Here is a 24924-nt window from a genome sequence, read left to right as displayed (position 1 = left end):
TCGTGGTCGTGGGTTCTCGGTCGCGGCGCATCGGCATCGACAGTGAGAAGAAGAAGCAGTCCGAGGCAGAACGGTACGGACCGCTGACGTCAACACTAGTGCCTCGGGCGGGATTCCCCCGCATCGAGATGTGCGGCCGCAGGGTGAACGCCGTCACGGGGGCCGCGGTGCAGGCCCATAGACTGCCCCCGTGGCAATGGAGCTGTGGGCGGGGGTCGACGTCGGGGGGACCCGCGTCAAGTCCGTGCTCGCCGACGCCGATGGCTCAGTTCTGTTGTCCCACACCGCTTCCACGCCGGAGCGTCCCGGCGACGCCGTGGTCGACCTCATCGTGTCGACCGTCGCGCACCTGGTCGACTCGGCCCACGCCGAGGGCCTCGACGGCGAGCTCGGCGCGGTCGGCGCCGTCGTGCCAGGGCTCGTCGACGAGTCGACCGGGTCGGCGGCGTGGTCGGCCAACCTCGGCTGGCGCGACCTGCCGCTGCGGCGGCGACTGCTCGAGCGGCTCGACGTGCCCGTCGCGGTCGGGCACGACGTCCGGGCCGGGCTGCTCGCGGAGTTCCACCTCGGCGCGGCCCAGGGCGTGCCCGACGCCCTCTTCGTCCCGCTCGGCACCGGCATCGCCAGTGCGCTGCTCGCCGGCGGCCGGGTCGTCGCTGGCAGCGAGTGGACCGGCGAGATCGGTCACGTGGTCGTCGAGCCCGACGGACCGGTCTGCGGCTGCGGTCGACGCGGGTGCCTCGAGGCGGTGGCGAGTGCCGCGGCACTCGGCCGCGCCTGGCGCGACCTCGGCCGCGACGGTGACGCCGAGACCCTGAGCCAGGCCGTGGTCGACGCCGACCCCGAGGCGGTCCGTCTGTGGCACGGCGCGGTCGACGCCCTCGTCGGGGTCATCGCCCCCGTCTGTGCGGCTGCCGGCACCCGCGTGCTCCTCGTCGGTGGCGGGCTCGCCGAGTCCGGTGCCGTCCTGCTCGACCCGCTGCGCGAGCGGCTCGTCCGCGCGCTCGGCCACGACCGGGTCTCCGTCACCCGTGCCGCGCTCGGCGACCGCGCCGGCGCGCTCGGGGCCACTCTCCTCGCCATGGAGGCGACCGCGTGATCTTCACCCTCACCCCGAACCCGGCCCTCGACATCACGTATGCCGTGCCGAGGCTCCACGTCGGCGAGTCCCACCGCGTCTCGGTCACCGGCACCCACGCCGGCGGCAAGGGACTCAACGTGGCCGGCGTCCTCGCCTGCATGAGCGTGGACCACGTGGCCATCGCTCCGGTGGGGGAGCGCCAACGTGCCTTCTTCACCGAGGACGCCGCCCAGCGCGGGATCCGGCTGCGCCTCGTCGAGTCGCCGGTGGCGATGCGCCGCTCGGTCGCCGTCTTCAGCACCGACGGCCAGGACACCGTCTTCAACGAGCAGGGCGACGCGCAGCCCGTCGAGGTGTGGCGCGAGATGACCGACATCGTGCGGACGAGCTGCCGCCCCGGCGACGTCCTCGCCGTCTCGGGCAGCCTGCCGCCGTCGACGCCCGACGACCTGCTCGTGGACCTGTGCCGCGCCGCCGTCGACGCGGGCGCCGAGCTCGTCGTCGACGGCCGCGGCCACTGGGTGGGCGAGGTGCTGCGCACGATCCCTGCACTGGTCAAGCCCAACGCGGCGGAGGCGACCGCGATGACCGGGACCGCGGACCCCACAGAGTCGGCCCGCCGCCTCGTCGCCGACGGCGCCTGGGCCGCCGTCATCTCGAGCGGCGCCGCCGGGCTCGTGCTCGTCACAGCCGAGGGGCGAGTCGTCGAGGCACGCCCGGGCACGCCCGGCGCCGGCAGCGCCACGGGTGCCGGTGACGCCCTCACCGCCGCGATCGCGTGTGGGCTCGACGGCACGGTCCGCGACGAGATCGACTGGCCCGAGGTCCTGAGCGTCGGGGTGGCGTGGTCCGCCGCGGCCGTGCGTCAGACGACGGCCGGGGTCATCGACCGCCTCGACGTCGAGGCCCTCCTCGACGACGTCGAGGTCACCGAGCGCGCCTGACCCCAACCCCCACAACGCCACGACCCCGACTTATTGCGACTTCGCAGAGTGGCTCGCTGCCCTCGCAACTCTGCGAAGTCGCAATAAGTCGGGGGTCAGGTCAGGTCGGGGTCAGGTCCCGGCGATGAGGCGGAGGAGGCGTTCGGCCTCGGTGGCGACGGCGTCGCGCGCGGAGCCGATGTAGTGCCGGGTGTCCACCGTGGGCGTCTCGTCGAGCCGCGCCACCATCGCCTCGGTCCACACCCTGTTGAGGTGCGTGGCGATGTTGACCTTGGTCATCCCGGCGCGCACCGCCTCGACGAGCCCGTCGTCGGGCACCCCGCTCGACCCGTGGAGCACGAGCGGCACCGGCACCGCGCCGGCCAGGGCCGCGATGAGGTCGGTGTCGAGCACGGCCCGCCGCTCCGTCATGGCGTGCGAGGACCCGACCGCGACGGCAAGGGCGTCGACGCCGGTGTCGGCGACGAACCGGGCCGCCGCCGCGGGGTCGGTGCGGACCCCCGGCGCGTGCACGCCGTCCTTGCCGCCCACCTCGCCGAGCTCGGCCTCGACCGAGAGCCCGGCCGCGTGGCACTGCTGCACCACCCGCCGGGTCGTGGCGCGGTTGGCCTCGTCGGGCAGCGTCGACCCGTCGAACATCACCGACGTCAGCCCGAGCCGCACCGCCTCGTCGACGAGGTCGGTGGACTCGGCATGGTCGAGGTGGACGACCACCGGCACGTTGCAGGCCTCCCCGATGGCCAGCGTCGCAGCGGCGATCGGACGCAGCGACCCGTGCCAGCGCACGCAGTTCTCACTGATCTGCATGACGACAGGGAGTGAGGACCGCTCTGCCGCAACGGCATACGCCTCGGCGTGCTCGATCTGGATGACGTTGAACGCCGCGACACCACGTCCGGCGGCGCGCGCCTGCGCGAGCACCGGCGCGAGCGTCGACAGTCCCATCAGCTGGCGTCGTCGAGGATGATCGAGCGGGTGAGGTTGCGGGGCACGTCCGGGTCGAGACCGGCGGCGGCAGCGCGCACGACGCAGTAGCGGTGCAGGCGCACGAGCTCGGCCATGGGGTCGATGTCGCGGTGCTCGAAGTGGCCACCGGTGGCGCGCACCTGGTCGGCCAGGCCCTCGGGGACCTCGCCGATCGCCCACGTCGCGCGACCCGGCGCCGCGATGCTGATCGGGCCGTGGCGGTACTCCATCGCGGGGTAGGCCTCGGCCCAGAACTGCACGGACTCGCGCAGCTTGAGACCGGCCTCGTTGGCGAGCCCGACCGTCCAGCCGCGCCCGAGGAAGGTCACCTGCTCGACGTCGACCAACCCGGCGTATGCCGTGTCGTCGCCCTCCGCGAGCACCTCGCGGGCGTCGGAGATCGCCTGCTCGAGCGACTCGCCGAGAGAGGCACGCAGCAGCGCGAGCACCGTAGTGGCGAAGCGCGTCTGGACGACCGACTGCTCGTCGACCTCGGACAGCAGGATGACCGACTCGGCGGCCTCGGCGACGGCGGTGCCGGCCGTGGCGACGAGCGCGACGTGCGGCGTGCCCGCCCTGCGCAGCTCGTCGACGACCTCGATGACCTCGGTCGTCGTGCCCGAGCGGGTGATGACGACGACCCGGTCGTAGCCCCGCGCGAGGTGGTGCTCGCTCGCCGCGAAGGCATCGGTGACGCCCTGGCCCAGGGACTCGCGCAGGACGGCATACGCCTGGCCCATGAACCACGACGTGCCGCAGCCGATGGTCGCGACCCGCTCACCCGGCTTCGGCAGGAGGTGGGCGACCTCGGGGAGGCGCTCCACGACCGCGGCCCAGTCGTCGGGCTGGGTGGCGATCTCTCGCTCGAGGTGGGTCATGTGGGTCCTTCCGAGATGCGCGAATGTGATCGATACCAACCCTAAGCGATCAGAGTCGGTCACAGCAAGGCGTCGGCGGAGCACGAACGGGCGCTACAGTCCAGCCATGTCCTCACCCTCGCGGCTCTCGTCGATCCTCGACCTGCTGGCCACGCAGGGACGGCTCACCGTGGGCGACGCGGCGACGCAGCTCGGAGTGAGCGAGGCGACGATCCGCCGTGACTTCGCCGAGCTGGCCCGGCGCCGCCTCGTGAGCCGCAACCACGGCGGCGTCGTCGCGACGGGTGTCGCCTACGAGCTCCCCTACCGCTACCGCTCGAGCCAGCACGACTCCGACCTCGAGCGGATCGCCGCCGCCGCGGCCGACCTCGTCGCCCCCGGCGCCGTCGTCGCGATCAACGGCGGGACGACGACCACCACCGTCGCGCGACACCTCACCGCACGCGACGACCTCGCGGAGACCGGCCTCACCCTCGTCACGAGCGCGCTCAACATCGCCGTGGAGGCGGTCCTGCGCCCGCACGTCCGGTGCGTCAGCCTCGGCGGCATCCCGCGCCCGGAGTCCTACGAGGTCACCGGGCCCCTGGCCATCGCGGGCCTGAACCAGCTCTGGCCCCACGTCGCCATCCTCGGCGTCAACGGACTGTCGAGCCGCGAGGGGGCGACCTGCGAGCACGAGGACGAGGCGGCGGTCTCCCGGCTCATGGTCGAGCGCTCGACCGAGGTCGTCGTCGTCGCGGCCGAGGCCAAGCTCGGGCAGCGCGCGTTCACCGTCATCTGCGACGCCGCCCAAGTCTCCACCCTCGTGACGACGGCTGCCGAGGACCACCCGCAGGTCGCGTTGCTGCGCGAGGGCGGAACCACCGTGCACTGTGTGTGAGAACGCAACCCCGTAGCGCCTAGGGTCGGCACATGACCGCACAGAGCACCGAGCAGAACCTCTCCGACTTCTCCGCGACGACCCTCGAGGGTGCACCGCAGGACCTCAGTGCCTACGCCGGCAAGGTCGTCCTCGTCGTCAACACCGCCTCCGAGTGCGGCTTCACCCCGCAGTTCGAGGGGCTCGAGCAGCTCTGGAAGCAGTACGGCGACGCCGGGCTCGTCGTCCTCGGCTTCCCGTGCAACCAGTTCGGCGGCCAGGAGCCCGGCGACGCCGAGCAGATCGGCGAGTTCTGCCAGCGCAACTACGGCGTGACCTTCCCGATGTTCGAGAAGGTCGACGTCAACGGTGACGACGCCCACCCGCTCTTCGAGTGGCTCCGCCAGGAGAAGGGTGGCCTGCTGGGCAGCAAGATCAAGTGGAACTTCACCAAGTTCCTCGTCGGCCGTGACGGTCGCGTCCTCGAGCGCTACGCCCCCACGGCCAAGCCCGAGTCCCTCACCGGCGACATCGAGGCGGCACTTGCCTCCGAGTGACGTTCCGGTTACGGAAGAATTTAACGCGCGAGCACCATTGCACGGAACCCTTTCACGTCCTACGTTGGCTCCCAGCCGGTCCGGTCGCAGTGGCGCGCCCGGAGGAACCGGGAGCTGATGGGAGAGTCATGAGGTCGACAAGGAAGTCCGCACTCGTCGCGGGGGCCGCGTTCGCGGTGCTGTTCGCGGGGGCCTGCGGCGGCGGCTCGGGTGCCGGCGACGCCAGCGGCGGCGACAGCAGCAGCGGGGGCGAGGAGGCCAAGACCATCAAGCTCGTCGCGGCCGAGTACTCCAAGGACAACACCAAGGCGTTCTGGGACGCCTTCGCCAAGACCTACAAGGAGAAGACCGGCTACACCCTCGAGGTGCAGGTCGTCAGCTGGGACAACATCGACCAGCAGTCCTCGACGATGATCCAGAACAACCAGGCTCCGGACATCCTCAACCTCAACGCCTACGCGAGCTACGCCAAGGACGGCCTCCTCCACGACGCCGACACGGTGCTGCCCGACTCGGTGAAGTCCGACATCCTCGAGACCTTCGTCAAGTACGGCACCTACGACGGCAAGTTCTACGGCTTCCCGGACCTCTCCAGCGCACGCGCCCTGTTCTACAACGCGGACCTCTTCAAGCAGGCCGGCATCGCCGGGCCGCCGAAGACGTGGACCGAGCTCGAGGAGGACGCCAAGAAGATCGCCGCGCTCCCGGGTGGCAACGCCGGCTACGCCCTCCCGCTCGGCCCGGAGGAGAGCCAGGGCGAGTTCTCGATGTGGCTGTTCAACAACGGCGGCGCGTGGAAGGACGGCGACTCCTGGGCGATCAACTCGGACAAGAACGTCGAGACGCTGACCTTCCTCAAGAAGCTCACCGACGCCAAGCTCACCCAGAACAACCCGGCCCGCACCAACCGTGCCGACGCGTTCGACCTCTTCAAGTCCGGCAAGGCCGGCATGGTCGTCGGCTTCAGCCCGCTCGCGGGTGACCTCGACAAGGACAAGAAGGTCAACTACGTCGTCGCGCCGTTCCCGAGCAACGACGGCACCGACAGCAAGACCTTCGGCGTCACCGACTACCTCATGGCGTTCAAGAAGCCGGGCAACGAGAAGGCCGTCAAGGCGTTCTACGAGCTGTACTACCAGCCCGACCAGATCAACACCTTCATCGAGAAGGAGGGCTTCCTCCCGGTGACCAAGACCGGCGTCGAGAAGTTCCAGGGCAACGACAAGCTCAAGGTCTACCTCGACACCCTGCCCAACGCGCAGCTCACGCCGACCGACGACCCCACGTGGGACAAGGTCAAGCTCGCGGTCCAGCAGAACCTCGGCAGTGCGATGGGCGGCGACCCCAAGGCCGTGCTCGACAGCCTCCAGAAGACGGCTGAATCGCAGAAGTGACCTCGGACGTCTCCCGCGCCCCACGGCATACGAAGTCCTCGTATGCCGTGGGGCGCGTCCGCCCCCTCGTCGCCCTCGCGTGGCTCGCCCCGGCGCTCGCGCTCATCCTCGGGGTCGTGCTCTTCCCCGCGGTCATGCTCTTCCAGGCCTCCCGCAGCGAGTACTCCATCACCGGGCTCCGCAAGGGCGCTGCGGGCTGGACCAACTACGTCAACGTGCTCGAGCACCCCGACCTCGGCACGGTGCTCACCAACACCCTCGTCTGGGTCGTCGCCGTCGTCGCGCTGACCATCGTCATCTCGCTCGGGCTCGCACAGTTCCTCGTGAAGAGCTTCCCGGGCCGGCGGTTCGTGCGGTGGGCGATCATCGTGCCGTGGGCGGCCTCGCTCGTCATCACGGCGCAGCTGTTCGTGCTGCTCTACGACTACAACTACGGCCTCATCAACCATGCGCTGAAGTCGCTCGGCATCATCGACACCTCGATCGACTTCCTCGGCAACGACTCGTGGACGATGGCGTCGATGGTGCTCGTCGGCGTGTTCGTGTCGCTGCCGTTCACGATCTTCGTCTTCATCGCCGGGCTCAACGCGATCCCCGACGACGTGCAGGAGGCGGCCGTCGTCGACGGCGCCTCGCCGTGGCAGCGCTGGCGCAGGGTCACCCTGCCGCTGCTGCGCCCGGCGCTGCTCGTCGCGACGGTGCTCAACGTCATCTACGTCTTCAACAGCTTCCCGATCGTCTACACGCTCAACGACCGCAACCCGGGCTACCTCCACGACACGACGATCACGTTCATGTACAAGCTGGCCTTCAAGAGCCAGGAGAAGGACGTGGGCATGTCGGCCGCCGCGGGTGTCATCAACGTGCTGCTCATCCTGCTGGTGGTCGCCGTCTACCTCAAGATCGTCAACTGGCGGGAGGAGACGAAGTGACCTCTCCCGCAACGGGTTCGCGCCGTCGTTGGGTGCTCTCCGGCGCCGGCATGCTGCTCGCGTTCGCCTTCCTGGCGCCCTACGTCGTCATGGTGCTCGGCTCGCTCCGGTCGTCCTCGGACAACAAGGCGACGCCGCCGTCGTTCCTGCCGCAGGTCTGGCAGTGGTCGACCTACGCCGACGTCCTCGGTGACGAGCGGTTCCGGTCCTGGCTGGGCACGTCGCTGCTCGTCGCCTTCGCGTCGACGGTCGTCGTCATGCTCGTGTCGGTGCCCGCGGCCTACATGACCGCGCGCTACAAGTTCCCCGGCCGCACGCCGTTCCTCCTGCTCGTGCTCGTCACCCAGATGTTCTCGCCGACCGCGCTCGTCGTCGGGCTCTACCGCGAGTTCTTCGAGCTCAACATGATCAACACCTACGGCGCGCTCATCCTCACCAACGCGGCGTTCAACCTCGCCTTCGCGGTGTGGATCCTTCACGGGTTCTTCAGCTCGATCCCGACCGAGGTCGAGGAGGCGGCGCTGCTCGACGGCGTCACGCGCTGGCAGTCGCTGCGCAAGATCATGCTGCCGCTCACCCTGCCCGGGCTCGTCACGGCGACGATCTTCACCTTCATCGCCGCGTGGAACGAGTACGTCGTGGCACTCACGCTCATGATCGACGACTCGAAGAAGCCCCTCACCGTCGGCTTCCGGTCCTACGTCACCGGCTACGAGCAGAACTGGGACCAGCTCTTCGCGGCGTCGGTCATCGCCGTCGTGCCGGTCGTCATCCTCTTCGCGGTCATCGAGAAGCACCTCGTCGGTGGTCTCACCGCCGGCTCGGTCAAGTAGGTCCGGACTTCTCCGAACGCCTGTGCGGGTGTCGTGGACGGTCCTACGATCGGCCCACGGAGCCGCGGCCGCGGCGCTCCCTCGCGGGTGGCATTGGAGCCTCGCCGCATGACCGGCGAGGTCCCGGGTCGCGGTCCGCCCGACCTGAGAAGGAGCTCGAGATGCGTTCCACCACTCTTCGCGCCGCAGCCGTCGTACTCGCTGTCGCAGGGACCGTCGCCGTCGCCTCGCCGGCCTCCGTGGCACCGGCCGGTCCGTCCGGCAAGGCCTCCTGCGTCGGCCAGATCTTCGTCCCGCAGGCGACCGGTGACCCGCAGGCCATCGCCCTGCGCATCGCCGACATCAAGGGCTTCATCGACATGCCGTGGGGTCAGGTCGTGAGCGACCTGCTCGCCCACCTCGACAAGGACGCCTGTTACGGGGAGTGAGCCACTCTCGGTTGGCGGGTCGGTCCCGTCGCGTGACGGCATCCGCCTTCGGCCCACGTCCTAGGGTGTGGGTGTGACCGACTCCGCCGACCTGCCGCTCGTCGACCTGCACTGCCACGGCGCGCTCGGGCACGAGTTCGGTCGCGACACTGCCGGCTCGTCCGCGGCCGCGGCCCACCACCGCGACGCGGGCGTCACGCGGCTCGTCGGGTCGCTCGTCTCGGCCTCGCCTGACACGCTCGTCGGCCAGGTCGCCACGCTCGCACCGCTCGTCGCCTCGGGCGAGCTCACAGGCCTCCACCTCGAGGGCCCGTTCCTCTCCGAGGAGCGCCGCGGGGCGCACGACCCGTCGGTACTCACCGACCCCGACCTCGCCCTCGTCGAGTCGCTCGTCGAGACCTGCGCCGAGGCGGGAGTGCCGAACGCCCTCGTGCAGTGGACCTTCGCACCCGAGCGCGACGGCTCGCACGAGCTCGTCGCGGCCCTGGCGCGACACGGCATCCTCCCCGCCGTCGGCCACACGGACGCGGCGGCCGATGTCGTCTCGCGCAGCCTGGCGGCGATCGCGGACGCGTGTGGTCGCGCACCGCTCGTCACCCACCTCTTCAACGGTATGCCGGCCTTCCACCACCGCTCAGGGGGCCCCGTCTCCGCGGCGCTCACCTCCGCGGCGCGGGGCGACTGCATCGTCGAGCTCATCGCCGACGGCGTTCATGTGGCGCTGGAGGTGGTGCGGATGGTCTTCGAGACCGTCGGGCCCGAGCGCATCGCGCTCGTCTCGGACGCCATGGCGGCGACGGGTCTGGGCGACGGCCCCTACACGATCGGGACACTCGACGTCGAGGTCGCTTCCGGGGTCGCGCGGCTCGCTGAGGGTGGGTCGGGCCGTGGGTCGATCGCAGGCTCGACATCGACCCTCGCCGACTGCGTCCGCTGGGCGGTCGACGTCGCGGGCCTGCCCGAGTCCGACGTCCTCACCGCCGCGACGACGACCCCTGCCTCGGTCCTCTCCGCCTGACGAAGGACATCACCCGCGCAGGCGCGTCAGGACTTGAGATCGAGGGGCATGGCTCAGCTGAAGACACGGGCGACGAGCAGCCACACGAGGAACACCATGAGCGCAGCGCTGAGCAGTCCGGCTGCCAGCAGTCCGAGCCGCGCGAGGCTGCTCCCACCGTTGGCCGACTGCTCTGCCTGACGTGAGAGCGGAGGCAGCTGCCCCTGCGACAGATAGAGCCAGTCGTCGCTGCAGAACGGCACGGGCTCGAGATCGGACGGGTCGCCATGCGGGCCTGCGCCTGGTCGGAGCCGGTATTGCACCACGTCGATCGGGCGTCCGCAGAAGGCGCATGTGCTCGCCGCGCCGGCGCCCGTGTGCTGAATCACGGGGAGCATTGTTCCCTACGTAGCACCAATAACCGGAATCCTTGAGGCTACTGCAGATGAAGTGTCGCGCGGATCTCAACGTCTGCGCAGGGTGCAGGGGCAGTCAGTCGCGGCTGCGGCGGGTGGCCGGTGCGAGGAGGCGGAGCGAGGACTCGATGGCGACGTCGTTCCAGCGGTCGGCCCGGCCGAGCATGTAGTGGCCGAGCATCCCCATGTCGACGAGCTCGGCGGAGGTCGCGACCGACCGAGCCCGCTCGACGAACCGGCGGGTGTGCGCGAACGACGTGATCCGGTCGCGGCGTCCGTGGGCGGCGACGAGAGCGCGCCCGGCCAGGCGGCGGACGGGATCGGCGTCGGACCACCACGGCGCGAGCGCCACGACCCCGGTCACCGAGGGGTCGTCGGCGACGTGCACCGCGACACGGGCGCCCATCGAGTGCCCGAGCAGGACGACCGGCACGTCACCGTGTGCCGCGCGGACCTCGTCGAGTGCCCACCGGGCGTCTGCGGTGCGGTCGGCGCCGCCGTTCCACCCGCGCTCGCGGTAGCGGAGCAGCCACACGCTCGCCCCGGCCTCGTGCGCCTGCCGCTCGATGGCGCGGGCCATCCACGCCGAGCGCTGCCACGAGGCGCTGCGGTTGTCGACGACGTCGCCCGAGCGCGGCTTGCCGCCGTGGAGCATGAGGATGACGGCCCCCGGCGTGCCGGGGGTGTCGAAGCGGGTCAGCGAGGGTGAAGGTGTGGCCACGAGATCTCTTCGGAGTGGGGTCGGTGCAGGGATGGGTCGGTGGGGTGGGTCGGACAGGAGGCGTTGCCGCGACGGCGCGCCGTCAGCGGAGCAACGAACGGAGCGCCTGGATCGTGTCGGCCTCGGCGGCGGGCTTGGCGTCGTCGCCGACGCGATAGCGCTTGACCCGGGCGAACCGGAGTGCGACACCGCCGGGGTAGCGCGACGAACGCTGCACCCCGTCGATGGCGATCTCGACGACGACCTCGGGCCGCATCGTCAGGGCCCAGCCGTTGTCGTCGGTGCCGTAGTCGGGGAACGTCTCGGTCTGCCAGCGCAAGAGCTCGTCGGTCAGCCCCTTGAACGTCTTGCCCACCATGACGAACCCGCCCTCGGGCCCGAACTCACCCTCCGGGTCGCGGGCGCCGAGGTGAAGGTTGGACAGCCAGCCCTGGCGACGCCCGGACCCGCGCTCGACGCCCAGGACGACGAGGTCGTAGGTGTGGACCGGCTTGACCTTGACCCAGTGCTTACCGCGTCGCCCGGCGGCGTAGGTCGAGTCGATGCCCTTGACCATGACACCCTCGTGCCCCGCGGCGAGCGCCTCGCGCGAGATGCGGTCCGCGACGGCCGGGTCGGTGGTCACCTCACCCTCGATCCGGTATGCCGGCGCGATCCGTTGCAGGACCGCGAGCCGCTCGCGCAAGGGCTGGTCGATGAGGTCCTCGCCGTCGACGTGGAGCACGTCGAAGAACCGCGGGGCGAGGAGCCGTGCCGCGGCCGCGTCACCCACCTCGTCGGCAGTGACCTCCTCGGCGGCGGTGTCGGGCGACGTGCGCCTGGCCTCGGCGCGCTGCTCGTCGGTGCCGAACCGGCTCATCGTGTCCTGGAACGGGCGCGGCGACCCGTCGTCGTCGAGCATGAGCGTCTCGCCGTCGAGGATGACCGAGTCGACGGGCAGCGACAGGGCGACCTCGACGATCTCGGGAACCCGCGCGGTGATGTCGGCGAGCGACCGGGTGTGGACCCGGACGTCGGAGCCGTTGCGGTGCACCTGGATCCGGGCGCCGTCGAGCTTGTGCTCGACCGACGCCTCACCGGTGACCTCGAGCGCCGCGCCGACGTCGGCCGCGGTCGAGGCGAGCATCGGCTGCACTGGGGTGAGGACGGCGAGCCCGACATCGGCGACGGCCTCGGGCTCGGTGAGGGCGAGGCGCACCGTCCCGGCGAGCGACCCGCTGAGCATGACCGCGCGCCGGACGTCGGCCAACGGCAGGTCGACGGCCTTGGCGAGCCCGTCGGTGAGCACGCCCTCGAGGGCGCCGGTGCGCATCTCACCCGTCATGGCGCGCACGAGGTGGTCCTGCTCGGCGGCGGTGGCGCGCGAGAAGAGGGCGACGAGCTCGTCGTTGCGCACTCCGGCGGAGCCCGAGCCACCGAGCCCGGCGATGGTGTCGAGGACCGCGTCGACGTCCGTCACCGAGAGCGACGGCTCGGTGGCGGGCGACGCAGCCCTGCGGGCCGCGCCGACGGTGCGGTAGCCGAGGCCGATCGAGCCCTGCCGCAGCCTGCCGAGGAGCAGCCCGACGGCGGCCTCGGCCTCGTCGGGCCCGAGGTCGCGCAGGAGGGCGGCGATGAGGTCGGTCTTGGCGGTGCGCGACCTGGTCGCTGCGAGCGCCTCCGCTGTCTCGACGAGGCGAGCCAACGGCATACGGGACTGTCCGGGAGGGAGGCTCACTCCGCCGCGGGCTGCTCGCCGGCGATGTTGACCATCCAGCCGATGCCGAACTTGTCGGCGCACATGCCGAACTCGTCGCCCCACATCTGCTTCTCGAGCGGCACCTGGACCTGGCCGCCGTCGGACAGCCTGTCCCAGTAGCCGCGGAGCTCGTCGCCGTCGCCGGAGAGGCTGATCGCGATCTGGGAGCCGGCCGAGTGCTCCATGCCGGGAGGGGTGTCGGACGCCATGAGGGTGAGACCGCCGGGCGCCTCGAGCTGCGCGTGCATCACGCCGTCGGCGGGCGCCTGGTGCTCGGGGTCGCCACCGCCGAAGTCGCCGAAGGTCGAGACGGTGAGCTCGCCGCCGAAGACGTCCTTGTAGAACTCCATGGCCTCGCGGGCGTTGTCCTTGAACTGGATGTACGGGTTGAGTGTCGTCGCCATGAATCTCAAGGTAGACCCGCCCGCCGACACGCGTCCCGACTTAGCGGCCGTGGCGGCGGTAGGCGTGGATCACCGACGGGCGGGGCTGGCCGTCGCCGCGGTACGGGAACTGCGAGACGACGCTGTCCGGCGAGGCACCCGACACCTCGCCGGGGTGCTGCACGGCGACGATGACCGAGTCGGGACCCAGGATCGTCGGCCCGCAGGTCTCGGCGCCGACCGGCACCGAGAGGAACTGCTGGAGCTTGCCCTTGGAGCGTCCCTCGAGCGGCATGACGTAGAGACCGTCGCAGTGGTTGAGCGTGCCCGGCATGCCGTCGGTCGAGATCCAGAGGTTGCCGGTCGCGTCGAAGGCGACGTTGTCGGGGCAGCTGATCGGGCTGACCTCGCTCTTGTCGTAACCGTTGAAGTACGTCTGCGGGTCGCTCGGGTCGCCGGCGACGAGGACGATCTTCCAGGTGAAGGTCAGTGCGCCGTGGTCGCCGCCCGCCGGCGTGAACTCGGTGACGTGGCCGTGCTTGTTGCTGGCGCGCGGGTTCGCCTCGTCGATCTGGGCCGGGGTGCGCGAGGTGTTGTTGGTCATCGCGGCGTAGATGCGGCCGTTGACCGGGTTGGGCTGCACGTCCTCGGGACGGTCCATCTTCGTCGGACCGACCTTGTCGGCGGCGAGGCGCGTCCAGATGAGGACCTCCTCGACGCTGAAGCCGGGGACCTTGGACACACCACCGACGACGAGCGGCAGCCACTGGCCGGTGCCGTCGTACTCACCGTCCGCCGCACCGTCACCGGTGAGCTTCGCGACGTAGAGGTCCCCCTCGGAGAGCAGGCGCATGTTGCGCCGCTTGTCGCCCTTCGTGTAGCGGCCCTTGGAGATGAACTTGTAGATGTAGTCGAACCGCTCGTCGTCTCCCATGTATGCCGCGACACGCCCGTCCGCCGTCAGGGTCACCGTCGCGCCCTCGTGCTTGAAGCGGCCCATCGCCGTGTGCTTGACCGGCGTCGACGTCGGGTCCTCGGGGTCGACCTCGACGATCCAGCCGAACCGGTTGACTTCGTTGGGCTCGGTGACCACCGAGAAGCGGTCGCGCACACGCTCCCAGCCGCGGCCAGCCGACGTGATGCCGTAGCGCTTGAGCTTGCCCTCGGGGTCGGGGGCGCCGGTGGCGTCGAAGTACTGGTTGACGTTCTCCTCGCCGGACAGGTAGGTCCCCCACGGGGTCTCGCCGCCCGCGCAGTTGTTGAGGGTGCCGAGGATGCGCTCGCCCGTCGGGTCCTGCGACGTGCGGAGGTGGACCGAACCGGCGGCCGGGCCGTCGACCGCGAACGGGGTGTCGGTGTGGATGCGGCGGTTGCGCCTGCCGCCCTGGACCCAGCGCCACGGCGAGTGGGCGTTGCGGCGCTCGACCTCGGTGATGGTGATGCCGTGGGCTGCGAGGACGACCTCGAGCTGGTCGTCGGTGAGGTCGGCGGAGGACTTGACGCCGCGGAACATCAGCTCGTCGTTGGTGTACTCGTTGTTGAACGCGAGCAGCCCCTTGTGCGCGCCCTTGTTGCCCGGGCCGCCGTGCATGAACTGCGTGTAGTCGCAGTTGTAGCCGGCCTGCTCGCGCTGGGCGGCAGCGGTCTGGTTGTCGAAGTCGAAGGCCGGGGTGTCCTTGAACAGCGGGTCGCCCCACGAGATGATCGGCGCCCACGCGAAGCCCTCGGGCACCTTGACGGCGTCGACCGTGGCCGGGGTGGGCGCGATGCCGGTGAAGCCCAGCCCGTTGTCCTTGCCGCGTCCCTTCGCTCCGGCGCCCGCAGCGGCAGGTGCGGCCGACGGTGCGGCGGCGGCGGACGGCATACCCCAGGCCGTGAGGCCGACGAGGGCGGCACCGGCACCGCCGGCACGCAGGGCTACCCGCCGCGAGACGCCGTCGGCGACGAGGTCGCCGAAGTACTCGTTGTCGGAGGTGTTGGGCACGGCCTGGTCGCAGGCGTTGCCGCAGCGGTACTGGCAGGTCATCGAGCTGCGGCCACCCTCGTGCGATCGGGTGAACAGCGGGAGCAGGCGGGCGGGAGTCGTCACGTCGGTTCCTTCGTCTGGGGCAGGGGCAGGGGCCGGGGCCGGGTGGAGTCCGGCGGGCGGGCCAGCGGGGAACGGGCCGTCGTCGACGCTATGGAGCGCGCGGGCCCGTGGGCCGACACCGCGGTGAACGCCGGGTGACACCTTGTCGACGGGCCGGGCGCACGGTAGGCAGGAGGCATGTACCTCGAGAACGTCGTCGTCGACGCCCAGGACCCGCGCCGCCTCGGACGGTTCTGGGAGGCGCTGCTCGGCTGCGCGACGCTCACCGACGAGGACGCGAGCTACGAGACGCGGCTCGTCGTACCGGACGGGCCGTCGCTCGACCTCTGCTTCGAGCTCGTGCAGGAGCCGCCGCCTCCCGGGCCGCGGCTGCACCTCGAGGTCTACGGCGGGGAGGCGCAGGAGCAGGCGGCGGTCGTCGAGCGCGCCCTGTCGCTCGGCGCGAGCCACCTCGACATCGGCCAGCGCGACGTCCCGTGGGTCGTCCTCGCCGACCCCGAGGGCAACCCGTTCTGCGTCATGGAGGCGCGCCCGGAGTATGCCGCGTCCGGCCCGCTCTCGTCGCTGCCGCTCGACAGCGGCGACGTGGCGCGCGACCTCGCGTTCTGGTCCGAGCTGTCCGGGTGGGTGCCGGTCGACAGCGCCATGCCGGGGGCGCTGCGTCACGCGAGCGGCCGCGGACCGTTGCTCGAGCTGTGCCCCGAGCCGCGGCCCAAGGACCAGAAGCTCAAGAACAGGGTCCACCTCGACATCCGCCTCGAGACGGGCGACGACGCCGACGAGACCGCCCAGCGGGTGCTCGACCTCGGCGGGAGCCGCTACGAGCACGACTGGGGCGACCTGCCGTGGCAGGTCATGACCGACCCGTCGGGCAACGAGATGTGTCTCCTGCCGGCCCGGCGCCCTCCGCTCAGCGGCTGAGCAGGACGCCCGTCCGGACCATCGCGTCGATGCCGTCGTGCACGGCCGCTCGGCGTCCGGGTGCTCGCCGAGCGCGGCGACGACGGCCTCGACGGCATCGTCGACGGTGACCTGCTCGGCTGCGGCGTGCCACACCGCCTCGCCCAGCGGACCCAGCCGCACGACGTCCTCACCGACGAGGACGACCGTGCCCCCCTGGCCGTGGACGGCGTCGCGCCACGGGGCCCGGACGACCTGGCCGACGTGGGGCGCGCTGGTGCCGGCCCGACCGGGTGTGGTCGTCCACGGCTCTCGGGCGTCGTCCGGGAGGAGGCGCTCGCGGTGGTCGAGCAGGTCCCTCACGAGGGGGAGGCAGTCGCCGATCTCGCGGTAGCGCAACGCATACGGACCACCCGACCGGCTGAGCATCTCGGCGAGGCGGTGCAGCGGACGGTCGAGGAGAGGGAGCGACGACGACTGCGCGACGACGGCCAGCAGTGCGTCCACGAGGGGAAGCGGGGCGAGCTCCGGCACCTCGCGTGCGGGGTCGCGTTCGAGGACGACGACGGCACTCAGGTATGCCGTCCCGCTCACCTCCCGCAGCCCCAGGGCGTCGGGACTCTCCTCGTCCTTCTCCCACGGGGCGTCGGGGTCGGAGACGACCGAGACCGGCTTCGGGTACGGGGACACGGCACCACCGGGCTCGACGGCCACGACCTCGTCGCTGACGTAGCCGAGCTCGCGCCCCAGGGTCAACGCTGCCGTCGACTTCCCGGCACCGACCGACCGACGAGCGCCACGACCTGCCCACCGGACTCGAGACCTGCCGCGTGGAGCAGCACCGCGGTGCCCCGTCGACGGCGGAGGGAGGCGAGCGTGAGGGCGCGCGAGACGGCATACGGGTCCGGGTCGGTCACGACGAAGGGTTCGACGCCCTCGTCGCCGAGCCGAGCACCCGGGACGCGGCACCTCTGCCAGAGGTGGTGGAGGCGGTCGCGCGCGGTCGGGTCGAGCGCCCGGGCGTCGAGGACCCACCGTGCGCCGAAGGCATCGATGGCCGGGTCCTCGCTCACCACGGCATCCTCGCAGCCCCGGTTCCTAGGGACCTCGGGCCTTGCGCGGGCGGCCGGGTCGCGGGTGATACTGACCCCCGACGCACGACCGAGGAGAACGCATGACCGACACCACGACGGGGTCGCACCCGCACGAGGACCTGCTGCGCGACGTGTCCGGAGTGCTCGCGTCCGTCGACGAGACCCACGACTACCTCACCCGGGTCGTGCACGCCGTGCGGCGCCACGTCACCGGCTGCGACGAGGTCGGCATCACCCTGCTCGTCGACGGCCGACCGAGCACGGCCGCCTACACGACCGTGGCGACCCTCGAGGTCGACGCCGTGCAGTACCAGCTCGACGAGGGCCCCTGCCTCGAGGCGGCGCGCGAGCGCACGGAGGTGGTCGCGACGATCGGGCCCGACGGCGACGCCGACGAGCGGTGGCCGCTCTTCGCCGAGGCCGTGCGGCAGGACGGCATGCGCTCGCTCATGGCCCTCCCGCTGCTCAGCGGCGCCCACTGCGTCGGCGCGCTCAACCTCTACGGCCGGGTACCCCACGCGTTCGACGCGTTCGAGGCCTCGCTCGCCCGGACGGCCGCCGCCCGGGCCGCCGACGCCGTCGTCGCGGTCACCGAGCTCGAGGGCGCCCAGCGCCTCGCCGGGCAGCTCGAGCAGGCGATGGCCAACCGGGCCGTCATCGAGCAGGCCAAGGGGGTGCTCATGGCGCTGCGCGGCGTCGACGAGCACGAGGCGTTCGACTGGCTGCGCACGTCGTCGCAGGCCCGCAACATCAAGGTCAAGGTGCTCGCCGAGCAGGTCGTCGCGGGGGTGCAGGGCCGCGCCGAGGCCCCTCAGCGAGATGAGGCGATCTCGGGATAGTCGACCGGATCCCGCAGCGCCACCACCTCCGACGTGGCCGCTGCGCGCAAGGCCACGGTCTCGGGGTGTGAGTCCTCGAGCGCCTCACCGAAGATTGCCCGGAGGACGGGCAGCACGACTCCTCCCGGCACCCCCCTCCTGTCCTGCTCGTTGTCGTGACCGCCGACCCTGACGACGACGTCCGGGCTCGCCCACAGGACGAGCAGCAGCATGCCGTGGACGGGAGGTCCGGAGCCGAGGGCCGGTTGGAAGTACGGCAGATCGAGCGCCCGCGCTCCGTGACGGCGGTAGAAGCGCAGACGGGCGGCCGGGTCTCCGTGGCCCGGCGACGACGGGTGCCGGTCGGGCCTCTCGACCTCGGCGAGGATGAGCCGAGGGTGGTTCCTCTCTCGCACCACGGCCAGCATGTCGCCGAGGAGCGCCGACCCGAGCCCGGTGCCTCGCAGGTCGGATCGAGTGGCGAAGTAGTCGAGCAGCACCGAACCCGTCGGTCCTAGGGTCTCCGTCACCGAGACGGCAGCGGGTCCGTCGCGGTCGAGGACCCTGATCGTGAGCTGTCCCGCGGCTGCTCGCTCGAGCATCCATTCCACCGTCTCCAGCTCCTCGGGAGGGAACGCCGGGGTGAGCAGCTGCTCGTGCACCGCCCGGATGTCGTCGGCTGCGGAGAGCTCACGCACGTGCGTCACGACGATCTCCTCGATCGGTCCGTGTTGGGAGATGGGCCATCCGTCACGGAGCGGTGACTTCTCGTCGACGAGGGTCGCGACCGCTTCTCGTTCGTGAGCCGTGACCATCGGAAGCTCGCCAGTCCCACCAGTGCGGCCAGCAGCAGGACGACGACCGCCAGAGCGACCGAACCGCCCTTCTCGACGTCGAAGCCGGTCTGCAGGATGGCGACGACGCCCGAGATACCGATGCCGGTGAGGACCGCGATCATCGTGTCGATCCGCAGGCGGTTCCGCCGTGCCTGCGCGTCGTCACGGCGCCGCATCCAGGTCTCGATGAGGTCGGTCACGCGGTCGGCCAGCGCCTGGCCCGCGATGTCGGTGAAGTCCGCTCGCTGGACCCACACAGGGCGAAGGTCGAGAAGCCGGCTGATCGTCGAACGCATCACCGGCGAGGTGACCAGCGCGGGCGAGGAGATGAAGAGGACGGTGACCCGTGCCGACGTGAGGAACTGCCGCAGTCTCAGGTGCCGGTGCTCGAGGTCGCTCAGCACCTCTTGGAGGTCGACGTCGTCGGGCGACTCCAAGCGCCGGAGGTGTGGCGTGAGACCGAGGTAGAAATCGCTCAGCTCGTCCTGCCACGCTGCGAACATGCCGTCGAGGCTGGCGGCGAACTCGGCAGCCTGACCCACGGTGGCCACCATGAAGTCGGGGGAGCTGAAGGAAGCGATGAGCGTGTGGTTCTCGCTCGCGAGGAGGTACTCGTCGGTGAGCCCCGCGCACTCGACGGGCGTCCCGACGGGAGACCCATAGCGAGCCCAGAAGGCGAGGGATCCGATGCCCGCGGGGATCGGGTGGCAGACCGACTGGCTCCCGAAGAGTGTGGGGATCCTCGCGGCGTGGTCCAGCGTGTGCGCTCGACCGGCGTCACCACTGGGAAGCACAGACGCCTCGTTGATGGTCGTGACGACGTGGTACATCCCGGGGCGGAAGCTCAGGTCGATGTTCTCGAGCCCGGTGCGTACGAGCGCGTGGACGAGGTCGTCGAGAAGGGTCTGGACGACGCCGCTGAGGCGCGACCATCCACGAGCCTGGTCAGGCCTCGTGCCGTCCGCCTCGCCGAGGACGAGTCTCTGGCCGACCTCGTCCAGGTCGGCGTACTCCGGCGCGGCCATCCACACACGAGCGGCGATGTCATGGGGAAGGGCGTCGACGAGCGGCAGCTCCACCCGGACGTGGTGGTTGCCGAGCTGGGAGATGACGATCGTGACCCGCGCCGTGACGTCGCGTCCCTGGCGCCCGATGAGGTGCAGGTCAGGAAGGTCGAGCTGCGTGCCCTCGTAGCGCCGCTCGAGAGGGTCGTCGCCACGCCAGACGTCGTCGACCAGCAGCAGGCCGGTGGAGTTGTTGGCCAGGGCGCGCCCACCCATGACCCAGTCGCCGGCATGCTCCTTGACGGCCCGGACCACGGTCGCCTGGTCCGTGTGGCGCAGCCCGAAGGGATAGGTGCAGACGATGCTGCCCTCGTCGACCCTGAGCCAGTCCTCGTGCCTGGCCTCGCACAGACGCTCGATGGCCACCCGGTGGGCGCGCAGCTCGCTGCGGGCGCCGTGGTCGGCCATGTTCTGCTCGGCCTCGTGGAGGACCTTCCACGCTGCGTCGAGGGAGTCCGCCCTTCCCTCGAGGAAGGCCAGGGCGGCGGCCGAGCCCTCGTGCACCGCCGCGGCATAGGTCACCCGATCCTGCAGCATGGAGACCACGTGACGCGCCACGGCCGACGACTGCTGGCCGTGGGCCGAGTCCAGCTCGCCTTGGAGGGTGTCGCGGACCTCCGCCGACACCATGGACTCGGTGCCGAGATCACCCGTGGAGCACGCCGACTCCAGACGAAGATCCGCCCGCAGCGCCGTCATGGCCCGCACGGCCAGTGCGGCGGACGACCCGGGCGTGGGTGGAGCGGTGTCCCACTCCGACTCCGCTGCCCGCAGCAGGTCGGTGATCGGTGCGTGGTCCCAGGTGAGCTCCCATGCCGCCTCGCACACCGCACGGATGTAGAGGGCGAGCATGGGCTCAGCCGTGGTGCCCGAGACCGCTGGGACCGCCTCCACGATCGCCGCGATCACCTCTTGCCGGTCCCCCGACCCGCCGCCACCGCTCCACCAGACGCCCTCGAGGAGCTCACCGAGCCGCATGCGGGTGGTGTCGGACACGCCCAAGCCGCCGAGGCACTCGTCGAGCAGGCGACCCACCTCGTCGACGGGTGCGTCCACGAGCACGGACAACCACTCCTCGTCCTCGCCGAGTGCCGCGAGCTCCTCCATGACGGCACGCTACCGCCCGGCACTAGAGTCGGTGCATGGCTCGCCCGCACCTCGCCGCGCTGATGGAGGACGCGTGGAACCGCCGCAAGAGCGACACCCTGCGCGAGCGCGGCTGGGGGACCAAGATCGTGCCGCACACCGGCTACGGCAGCGTCGGCTTCGTGCGCGTCCTCGCGAGGGTGCTCATGTCGCGCGACCCGATGCGCGCCGTCTCGGGTGATGCCGCCGGGAGCGTCCAGTCACTGAGGTCGGCCGAGGAGGAGACCCGGGGGTGGCGGGCGTTCGTCACCTCGCCCGCGATCGACGTGCCGGTGACGATCCGCATCGGTGAGCGCGAGATCGACGGTCGCACCGACAGGTCGGGCCTCGTCGACATCGTCGTCCACGGGCACGGGCTCGGCCCCGGATGGCACCAGGTCGAGATCAGCTCGCCGCTGGCCCGCCCTCGCACGGCGTCGGTGCTCATCATCGGCACCCGGCAGACGTTCGGGCTCGTGAGCGACATCGACGACACCGTGCTCTCGACGTCGCTGCCGCGTCCGGTCATCGCCGCGTGGAACACCTTCGTCAAGGCCGAGGGCACGCGCAGCCCGGTGCCGGGGATGGCGACGTTCTACCGCGAGCTCATGAACTCGCACCCGGGCATGCCCGTCATCTACCTCTCCACCGGCGCGTGGAACACTGCCCCGTCGCTGACCCGGTTCCTGCGCCGCAACGGCTACCCGCCGGGCCCGATGCTGCTCACCGACTGGGGGCCGACGCACACCGGCTGGTTCCGGTCGGGGCAGGACCACAAGCGGTCGGCCCTCGCCCGGCTCGCCCGTGAGCTGCCCCACGTCAAGTGGCTGCTCGTCGGCGACGACGGCCAGAACGACCCCAAGCTCTACACCGAGTTCGCGGCTCGACGCCCGGACTCGGTGCGCGCCATCGCGATCCGGCAGCTGAGCGTCGGCGAGCAGGTGCTCTCGCACGGCATCCCCGTCGCCAACGACGACCTGGCGCCGGCACCGACGCAGGACATCGCGGCACCCGTGGTCCGCGCGCACGACGGCTACGCGTTGGCGAGCCTCGTCGCACCCATCGTCGACGGTGACGTCGCCGATCCCGAGGCCGGCGCCAAGGCGCTCGAGGCCTCCGACATGTGGGGAGTGTGAAGCCATGCCCGAGCTGCCCGAGGTCCAGGCGCTCGTCGACTTCCTCGCGTCGCGCACGGCCGACCTGGCCGTGACCGGCGTCGAGCTCGGGTCGATCTCGGTGCTCAAGACGTTCAACCCGCCACCCGAGGCGCTCGTCGGGGCGCCGGTCGACTCGGTGTCGCGGCACGGCAAGTTCCTCGACCTCGACTGCGGTGGCACGCACCTCGTCTTCCACCTCGCCCGCGCCGGGTGGCTGCGCTGGTCCGAGTCGCTGTCGCAGACGCGGCTGCGGCCAGGCAAGTCGCCGATCGCGCTGCGGGTGCGCATGTCCGACGGGTCCGGCTTCGACCTCACCGAGGCCGGGACGAAGAAGTCGCTCGCGGCATACATCGTCTCCTCGCCGGAGGAGGTGCCGGGCATCGCCGCGCTCGGGCCCGACCCGCTCGCGGACTCGTTCTCGCTCACCGCATTCCGCGAGATCCTCGGCAGCCGCAACGCCCAGGTCAAGGGCGTCCTGCGCGACCAGCACATCATCGCCGGCGTCGGCAACGCCTACAGCGACGAGATCCTCCACGTCGCCAAGCTCTCGCCCTTCGCCATCGCCGCCAAGCTCGACGACGAGCAGACCGAACGCTTGTATGCCGCGTTGCGCGAGACGCTGTCCGCTGCGGTCCTCGCCGCGTCGGGCAAGCCCGCGGCCGAGCTCAAGGACGCCAAGCGCCAGGGAATGCGGGTCCACGGCCGGACGGGTCAGGTCTGCCCCGAATGCGGCGACACGGTGCGCGAGGTGTCGTTCGCCGACTCGTCGCTGCAGTACTGCGCGACCTGCCAGACCGGTGGCAAGCCGCTCGCCGACCGCCGCACGAGCAAGTTCCTCAAGTAACCCCCAGCCCCGCCACTGTGTGCGACTGATTGCCCGTTCGGGCCTGTCTGCGCGCGCCGAACGGTCGCTGGCAGGAGCCCAAACGGGCAATCAGTCGGTCGTGGCGCGGTTCTTGGTGCGGCCCAGACGCACGGTTCACCCGATCGCCGCCTGACCGCCGCCCGCCGGTCGTGGTGCGCCGCAAGGGTGTTCGTCATGGACAGCACTCGCCGTTCTGCCCTGCGCACCGGTCTCGTCGTCGGCTCGGCCGCGCTCGTCACGGGAGCCGCGAACGCCGCCGGCGCCGCGCCGCGTGCCGACGCCCGGCCCACCGCGGCCGCCGTCATCCCCCGCTCGGACCCCTTCACGCTCGGTGTCGCGAGCGGCGACCCGGAGCCGGACGGCTTCGTCATCTGGACCCGCCTCGCCCTCGACCCGCTCGCCGCCGACGGACTCGGAGGTATGCCGTCCTCGCGCTTCCAGCTCAACTGGCAGGTCGCGACGGATGAGCGCTTCACCGACGTCGTCAAGGCCGGGTCCGTGACGGCCGACCCGGCCTGGGCCCACTCGGCGCACGTCGAGGTGCGCGGGCTCCGGCCGGCGCGCGAGTACTGGTACCGCTTCCGCCTCGGCCCGCACCTCTCGCGGTTCGGCCGCGCCCTCACGACACCGGCTGCGGGCTCGTCGCCGTCGTCGCTGCTCATGGCGTTCGCCTCCTGCTCGAACCTGCCCGCCGGGTACTTCACGGCCTACCGCCACCTCGCCGAGGAGCGCCCCGACCTCATCCTCCACCTCGGTGACTACCAGTACGAGGGCGGCGGCACCGGCATCGGCCGCACCCACGCCGGCCCGGAGACCAAGACGCTCGCCGGCTACCGGCAGCGCCACGCGCAGTACAAGACCGACCTCGACCTCCAGGAGGCACACGCGGCCGCGCCGTGGCTCGTCGTCTGGGACGACCACGAGGTCGACAACAACTACGCCGACGACCTCGCCGACCGCCCCGTCGAGCAGCTCGGGTTCCTCGAGAGGCGCGCCGCGGCATACCGGGCGTACTACGAGAACATGCCGCTGCGTCGCCGCTCGGTTCCCGCGGGCCCCGACCTCGACCTCTACCGCCGCAGCGCGTGGGGCGACCTCGCGACGCTGCACATGATGGACACGCGGCAGTACCGCTCGGACCAGGCGTGCGGCGACGGCTACAAGGACTGTCCCGCGGCGGACGACCCGGCGCGCTCGCTGCCCGGGCTGCAGCAGGAGAGGTGGCTGCTCGACGGCTTCCGGGACTCGAGGGCCCGCTGGGACATCCTCGGCCAGCAAGTGTTCTTCGGTCGCCGCGACAACGACGCCACGGCGAGGACGACGGTGTCGATGGACGCGTGGGACGGCTACCGCGCCTCGCGCCAGCGCATCACCCAGGGCTGGGTGGACGCACAGGTCTGCAACCCCGTCGTCCTCACCGGCGACGTGCATGCCCACTGGGCCAGCGACCTCTACCTCGACTACGACGCCGCGGGCAGCAGCAAGCCCGTCGGGTCCGAGCTCATCACCTCGTCGATCACGTCGGGCGGCAACGGCTACGACGAGACCGACGGCACCCATCCGTGGGCGGCGTGGAACCCCAACCTGCGCTTCTGGACCAACCTGCGCGGCTACGTCTCGACGACGATCACCCCGACCGAGATGACCGCCCGGTTCCGGTGCGTGCCACAGGTGACGACTCCGGGTGCCGACGTGTTCACGCGGGCGACCTTCGTCCTTGAGGACCGCATGCGCGGGCTCCAGCAGGAGCAGGCGGCGCCGCAGCGCCAGCTGCGCTCGTCGCGCACCGACGAGCAGAAGATCGCCGACACGATTGCCGCCGAGACCCCCGCCGACTGAGCAGTGGATG

General features: G+C 71.3%; 24 protein-coding genes. 14 read left to right on the top strand and 10 right to left on the bottom strand.

Annotated features, from left to right (window positions below):
• The first annotated feature begins 196 nt into the window (after nucleotides 1-196).
• Together ACSQ11_RS04775 and ACSQ11_RS04770 are read left to right on the top strand one after the other, a co-directional pair.
• Nucleotides 197-1099, top strand: a complete 903-nt coding sequence (locus tag ACSQ11_RS04775) for an ROK family protein (RefSeq protein ID WP_436006692.1) — start codon at nucleotides 197-199, stop codon at nucleotides 1097-1099.
• The gene (locus ACSQ11_RS04770) at nucleotides 1096-2025 is read left to right on the top strand and encodes a 1-phosphofructokinase family hexose kinase (RefSeq protein WP_436003560.1); all 930 of its coding nucleotides are present in this window, start codon (nucleotides 1096-1098) and stop codon (nucleotides 2023-2025) included. The genes ACSQ11_RS04775 and ACSQ11_RS04770 overlap by 4 nt, the downstream gene beginning before the upstream one ends.
• A 111-nt stretch (nucleotides 2026-2136) precedes the next feature.
• Here ACSQ11_RS04770 and ACSQ11_RS04765 read toward each other — a convergent pair whose 3' ends face one another.
• Both ACSQ11_RS04765 and ACSQ11_RS04760 read right to left on the bottom strand, forming a co-directional pair.
• On the bottom strand, nucleotides 2137-2970 hold the full coding sequence (locus ACSQ11_RS04765; protein WP_436003558.1) for a class II fructose-bisphosphate aldolase: 834 nt from the start codon (nucleotides 2968-2970) through the stop codon (nucleotides 2137-2139).
• A complete protein-coding gene (locus ACSQ11_RS04760) occupies nucleotides 2970-3869 on the bottom strand; it encodes an SIS domain-containing protein (RefSeq protein ID WP_436003556.1) in 900 nt (299 codons plus the stop codon). The genes ACSQ11_RS04765 and ACSQ11_RS04760 overlap by 1 nt, the downstream gene beginning before the upstream one ends.
• A gap of 106 nt (nucleotides 3870-3975) precedes the next feature.
• Here ACSQ11_RS04760 and ACSQ11_RS04755 point away from each other — a divergent pair, with 106 nt between their 5' ends.
• The 7 genes from ACSQ11_RS04755 to ACSQ11_RS04725 all read left to right on the top strand — a co-directional run bounded on the left by ACSQ11_RS04755 (nucleotide 3976) and on the right by ACSQ11_RS04725 (nucleotide 9890).
• A complete protein-coding gene (locus ACSQ11_RS04755) occupies nucleotides 3976-4749 on the top strand; it encodes a DeoR/GlpR family DNA-binding transcription regulator (RefSeq protein ID WP_436003554.1) in 774 nt (257 codons plus the stop codon).
• 32 nt (nucleotides 4750-4781) lie between these two features.
• Entirely contained in the window at nucleotides 4782-5285 is a 504-nt protein-coding gene (locus tag ACSQ11_RS04750; RefSeq protein WP_436003552.1) for a glutathione peroxidase, read from the top strand.
• A 128-nt stretch (nucleotides 5286-5413) separates the two neighbouring features.
• Nucleotides 5414-6679 (top strand): extracellular solute-binding protein, encoded by a 1266-nt coding sequence (locus ACSQ11_RS04745; RefSeq protein ID WP_436003550.1) that lies wholly within the window; start codon nucleotides 5414-5416, stop codon nucleotides 6677-6679.
• A complete protein-coding gene (locus ACSQ11_RS04740; RefSeq protein WP_436003548.1) occupies nucleotides 6676-7611 on the top strand; it encodes a carbohydrate ABC transporter permease in 936 nt (311 codons plus the stop codon). The genes ACSQ11_RS04745 and ACSQ11_RS04740 overlap by 4 nt, the downstream gene beginning before the upstream one ends.
• Nucleotides 7608-8444 carry a carbohydrate ABC transporter permease gene (locus ACSQ11_RS04735; RefSeq protein WP_436003546.1) on the top strand — a complete coding sequence of 279 codons (837 nt, stop codon included), beginning with the start codon at nucleotides 7608-7610 and terminating at the stop codon, nucleotides 8442-8444. Before ACSQ11_RS04740 ends, ACSQ11_RS04735 begins: the two co-directional genes overlap by 4 nt.
• Nucleotides 8445-8605: 161 nt before the next feature.
• A complete protein-coding gene (locus ACSQ11_RS04730) occupies nucleotides 8606-8872 on the top strand; it encodes a hypothetical protein (protein ID WP_436003544.1) in 267 nt (88 codons plus the stop codon).
• 73 nt (nucleotides 8873-8945) lie between these two features.
• Nucleotides 8946-9890 carry an N-acetylglucosamine-6-phosphate deacetylase gene (locus ACSQ11_RS04725; RefSeq protein WP_436003542.1) on the top strand — a complete coding sequence of 315 codons (945 nt, stop codon included), beginning with the start codon at nucleotides 8946-8948 and terminating at the stop codon, nucleotides 9888-9890.
• Between the two features lie 53 nt (nucleotides 9891-9943).
• Here the strand turns inward: ACSQ11_RS04725 and ACSQ11_RS04720 are convergent, their stop codons facing one another.
• The 5 genes from ACSQ11_RS04720 to ACSQ11_RS04700 form a co-directional block, all read right to left on the bottom strand.
• Nucleotides 9944-10258 carry a hypothetical protein gene (locus tag ACSQ11_RS04720; protein WP_436003540.1) on the bottom strand — a complete coding sequence of 105 codons (315 nt, stop codon included), beginning with the start codon at nucleotides 10256-10258 and terminating at the stop codon, nucleotides 9944-9946.
• Between the two features lie 103 nt (nucleotides 10259-10361).
• Entirely contained in the window at nucleotides 10362-11006 is a 645-nt protein-coding gene (locus tag ACSQ11_RS04715; protein WP_436003538.1) for an alpha/beta hydrolase, read from the bottom strand.
• Between the two features lie 82 nt (nucleotides 11007-11088).
• Complete coding sequence (locus tag ACSQ11_RS04710) at nucleotides 11089-12696, bottom strand: ATP-dependent DNA ligase (RefSeq protein ID WP_436006690.1); 1608 nt, start codon at nucleotides 12694-12696, stop codon at nucleotides 11089-11091.
• 23 nt (nucleotides 12697-12719) lie between these two features.
• Complete coding sequence (locus tag ACSQ11_RS04705) at nucleotides 12720-13148, bottom strand: VOC family protein (protein WP_436003536.1); 429 nt, start codon at nucleotides 13146-13148, stop codon at nucleotides 12720-12722.
• A gap of 40 nt (nucleotides 13149-13188) precedes the next feature.
• Nucleotides 13189-15216 carry a PhoX family protein gene (locus tag ACSQ11_RS04700; protein ID WP_436003534.1) on the bottom strand — a complete coding sequence of 676 codons (2028 nt, stop codon included), beginning with the start codon at nucleotides 15214-15216 and terminating at the stop codon, nucleotides 13189-13191.
• A 177-nt stretch (nucleotides 15217-15393) separates the two neighbouring features.
• Here ACSQ11_RS04700 and ACSQ11_RS04695 point away from each other — a divergent pair, with 177 nt between their 5' ends.
• On the top strand, nucleotides 15394-16137 hold the full coding sequence (locus tag ACSQ11_RS04695; RefSeq protein ID WP_436003532.1) for a VOC family protein: 744 nt from the start codon (nucleotides 15394-15396) through the stop codon (nucleotides 16135-16137).
• 731 nt (nucleotides 16138-16868) lie between these two features.
• On the opposite strand, the gene ACSQ11_RS04690 is transcribed toward ACSQ11_RS04695, so the two are convergent.
• Entirely contained in the window at nucleotides 16869-17189 is a 321-nt protein-coding gene (locus ACSQ11_RS04690; RefSeq protein ID WP_436003530.1) for a hypothetical protein, read from the bottom strand.
• A gap of 101 nt (nucleotides 17190-17290) precedes the next feature.
• On the opposite strand from ACSQ11_RS04690, the gene ACSQ11_RS04685 reads away from it, so the two are divergent.
• A complete protein-coding gene (locus ACSQ11_RS04685) occupies nucleotides 17291-18049 on the top strand; it encodes a GAF and ANTAR domain-containing protein (RefSeq protein WP_436003528.1) in 759 nt (252 codons plus the stop codon).
• Here ACSQ11_RS04685 and ACSQ11_RS04680 read toward each other — a convergent pair.
• Both ACSQ11_RS04680 and ACSQ11_RS04675 read right to left on the bottom strand, forming a co-directional pair.
• Nucleotides 18022-18735 (bottom strand): GNAT family N-acetyltransferase, encoded by a 714-nt coding sequence (locus ACSQ11_RS04680; protein ID WP_436003526.1) that lies wholly within the window; start codon nucleotides 18733-18735, stop codon nucleotides 18022-18024. The two genes, ACSQ11_RS04685 and ACSQ11_RS04680, sit on opposite strands and share 28 nt — an antisense overlap.
• Nucleotides 18732-21035: a hypothetical protein gene (locus ACSQ11_RS04675; RefSeq protein ID WP_436003524.1), complete on the bottom strand. Its 2304-nt coding sequence runs from the start codon at nucleotides 21033-21035 to the stop codon at nucleotides 18732-18734. The genes ACSQ11_RS04680 and ACSQ11_RS04675 overlap by 4 nt, the downstream gene beginning before the upstream one ends.
• Nucleotides 21036-21070: 35 nt before the next feature.
• Between ACSQ11_RS04675 and ACSQ11_RS04670 the strand changes: the two genes are divergently transcribed.
• The 3 genes from ACSQ11_RS04670 to ACSQ11_RS04660 all read left to right on the top strand — a co-directional run bounded on the left by ACSQ11_RS04670 (nucleotide 21071) and on the right by ACSQ11_RS04660 (nucleotide 24914).
• Nucleotides 21071-22189 (top strand): App1 family protein, encoded by a 1119-nt coding sequence (locus tag ACSQ11_RS04670; protein WP_436003522.1) that lies wholly within the window; start codon nucleotides 21071-21073, stop codon nucleotides 22187-22189.
• Between the two features lie 4 nt (nucleotides 22190-22193).
• Nucleotides 22194-23054, top strand: a complete 861-nt coding sequence (locus tag ACSQ11_RS04665) for an Fpg/Nei family DNA glycosylase (protein WP_436003520.1) — start codon at nucleotides 22194-22196, stop codon at nucleotides 23052-23054.
• Nucleotides 23055-23249: 195 nt separating this feature from the next.
• Complete coding sequence (locus ACSQ11_RS04660; protein ID WP_436003518.1) at nucleotides 23250-24914, top strand: alkaline phosphatase D family protein; 1665 nt, start codon at nucleotides 23250-23252, stop codon at nucleotides 24912-24914.
• The last annotated feature ends 10 nt before the right edge of the window (nucleotides 24915-24924 follow it).

It is taken from the genome of Knoellia sp. LjRoot47 (assembly GCF_964253435.1).
Lineage (GTDB): Bacteria > Actinomycetota > Actinomycetes > Actinomycetales > Dermatophilaceae > Knoellia.
The sequence above is the reverse complement of the archived record's forward strand: the minus strand, read 5'-3'. Positions and strand labels throughout refer to the sequence as shown.